Source organism: Massilia sp. S19_KUP03_FR1, assembly GCF_036688685.1.
In the GTDB taxonomy this organism is placed as follows: Bacteria; Pseudomonadota; Gammaproteobacteria; order Burkholderiales; family Burkholderiaceae_D; genus JALYUM01.
In genome coordinates, this window is the sequence record NZ_JAQQPS010000057.1 from 1 (window position 1) to 3,086 (window position 3,086).

The following is a 3,086-nucleotide window of genomic DNA, read 5'->3' on the forward strand; positions in this document are numbered from 1 at the left end:
CCGGTCAGGTTGACGGTCTCGCTGCCGACCATGCCGCTCAAGGCACCGCCGCTGATGGTGGCGCTGGCGCTGCCGTCGTAGGTTTTGTCCTGCGCCAGCGCGCCGCTGACCGTCAGTGCTTTTTGCGTGATGTTAGCGGTCACGCCGGTGGGATTGCTGACCGCGTAATTGCTGGCCAGGCCTGCGCCATCGGCCAGGCTCAGGCCGGAGACGGTGACGGCCTTGCCGTTGCCCACGTTCTTGTCGGCAAAGGCACCGCTGCCACCCGACAGGACCAGCGTCTCTCCACTGACCAGGCCGCTCAAGGTGCCGCCGGCCAGGTTCGCTGCGGTGCTGCCGTCGTAGGCGCGGGTAGCGACCGTCATGCCGGTGACCGTCAGCGCCTTGGGCGTGATGTTGGCGTTCAGGCCGCTGGGGTTGCTGATGGTGTAGTTGGCGGCCAGGCCGCCGTTGCCGCCGTCGACCAGGGTTGCGCCAGTCGCGGTGACGGTCTTGCCGGTGCCGGCGTTCTTGTCGGCAAAGCTGGCCGACAGGCCGGTCACGCCCAGGGTTTCCGAGCCGACCAGGCCGCTTACCGAGCCGCCCGACAGGGTGGCTTTGGTGTTGCCGTCGTAGGCCTTGTTGGCTGCCGTCATGCCGACAATCGTCAGCGCTTTCGGCGTGATATTGCCGGTGGCGTTGCTGCTGGTGTTGCCCAGGGTGTAGTTGGCGGCATCGGTGCCGCCGAGGACGATGCCGGAGACGGCCACGGTTTTGCCGTTGCCGGCGTTCTTATCGGCAAAGACCGCGGTGCCGCTTGCCGACAGGCTGTCGCCGCCGACCATGCCGGCAAAGGCCGCGCCGGTGGTGTTGACGGTGGCGCTGGTCGTGCCGTCATAGACCTTGCTGCCTGCGGTGAGGCCAGTCACCGCATTGATGGTGGCTTTAGTGATATCGGCTGTCGCACTGGCGGTGTTGGCAGCGAGCGTGTAGTTGGCGGCGTCGGCGCCGCCAAGGGCGATGGCACTGACATTGACCGTCTTGCCGATTGCAGCATTCTTGTCTGCAAACGCGCCGCCGGCGGTCGCGTTCAGGCTGTCGCCGTTGACCATGCCGCTAAAGGCCGCGCCGCTCGTGTTGACGGTGGCGGTAGTCGTGCCGTCATAGACCTTGCTGCCGGCGGTGATGCCGGTCACCGCGTTGATGGTGGCTTTGGTGATATCGGCTGTCGCGCTGGCCGTGGTGCTGGCCAGCGTATAGTTGCCGGCGTCAAGGCCGCCGAGGGCGATGCCGCTGAGATTGACCGTCTTGCCGATTGCAGCGTTCTTGTCGCTGAATGCGCCGCTGGCGGTCGCGTTCAGGCTGTCGCCGTTGACCATGCCGGCAAAGGCTGCGCCGCTCGTGTTGACGGTGGTTTTAGTGGTGCCGTCATAGACCTTGCTGCTGGCGTTGATGCCGCTCACCGCGTTGATGGTGGCTTTGGTGATATCAGCTGTCGCGCTGGCCGTGGTGCTGGCCAGCGTATAGTTGCCGGCGTCGGCGCCGCCGAGAGCGATTCCGCTGACAGTGACCGTCTTGCCGGTGGCAGCATTCTTGTTTGCAAACGCGCCGCTGGCGGTCGCGTTCAGGCTGTCGCCGTTGACCATGCCGCCAAAGGCCGCGCCGCTCGTGTTGACGGTGGCGGTAGTCGTGCCGTCATACACCTTGCTGCCGGCGGTGATGCCGGTCACGGCGTTGATGGTGGCTTTGGTGATATCGGCTGTCGTGCTGGCGGTATTGCTGGCCAGCGTGTAGTTGCCGGCGTCGGCGCCGCCGAGGGCGATGTCATTGACATTGACCGTCTTGCCGATTGCAGCATTCTTGTTTGCAAACGCGCCGCTGGCGGTCGCGTTCAGGCTGTCGCCGTTGACCATGCCGGCAAAGGCCGCGCCGCTCGTGTTGACGGTGGTTTTAGTGGTGCCGTCATACACCTTGCTTCCGGCGGTGATGCCGGTCACGGCGTTGATGGTGGCTTTGGTGATATCGGCTGTCGCGCTGGAGGTATTGCTGGCCAGCGTGTAGTTGCCGGCGTCGGCGCCGCCGAGGGCGATGCCGCTGAGATTGACCGTCTTGCCGATTGCAGCGTTCTTGTCGCTGAATGCGCCGCTGGCGGTCGCGTTCAGGCTGTCGCCGTTGACCATGCCGGCAAAGGCCGCGCCGCCGGTGTTGACGGTCGCGCTGGTTGTGCCGTCATACACCTTGCTGCCGGCGGTGATGCCAGTCACCGCGTTGATGGTGGCTTGGGTGATATCGGCTGTCGCGCTGGCGGTGTTGGCAGCGAGCGTGTAGTTGCCGGCGTCGGCGCCGCCGAGGGCTATGGCGCTGACATTAACCGTCTTGCCGGTGGCGGCGTTCTTGTCGCGGAATGAGCCGCTGGCGCTGGCATTGAGGCTGTCGCCGTTGACCATGCCGGCAAAGGCCGCGCCGCTCGTGTTGACGGTGGTGGTGGTCGTGCCGTCATAGACCTTGCTGCCGGCGGTGATGCCGCTGACCGCGTTGATGGTGGCTTTGGTGATATCCGCTGTCGCACTGGCGGTATTGCTGGCCAGCGTGTAGTTGCCGGCGTCGGCGCCGCCGAGGGCGATGCCGCTGAGATTGACCGTCTTGCCGATTGCAGCGTTCTTGTCGCTGAATGCGCCGCTGGCGGTCGCGTTCAGGCTGTCGCCGTTGACCATGCCGGCAAAGGCTGCGCCGCTCGTGTTGACGGTGGTTTTAGTGGTGCCGTCATAGACCTTGCTGCTGGCGTTGATGCCGCTCACCGCGTTGATGGTGGCTTTGGTGATATCGGCTGTCGCGCTGGCCGTGGTGCTGGCCAGCGTATAGTTGCCGGCGTCGGCGCCGCCGAGAGCGATTCCGCTGACAGTGACCGTCTTGCCGGTGGCGGCATTCTTGTCTGCAAACGCACCGCTGGCGGTCGCGTTCAGGCTGTCGCCGTTGACCATGCCGCCAAAGGCCGCGCCGCTCGTGTTGACGGTGGCGGTAGTCGTGCCGTCATACACCTTGCTGCCGGCGGTGATGCCGGTCACGGCGTTGATGGTGGCTTTGGTGATATCGGCTGTCGTGCTGGC

Annotated in this window: 1 protein-coding gene; it reads right to left on the reverse strand. The window is 65.4% G+C overall.

From position 1 onward, the window contains the following. Positions 1-3,086 (reverse strand): beta strand repeat-containing protein (locus tag V6M87_RS27025; protein WP_332879774.1); only part of this gene is annotated, 3,086 nt, incomplete at both ends.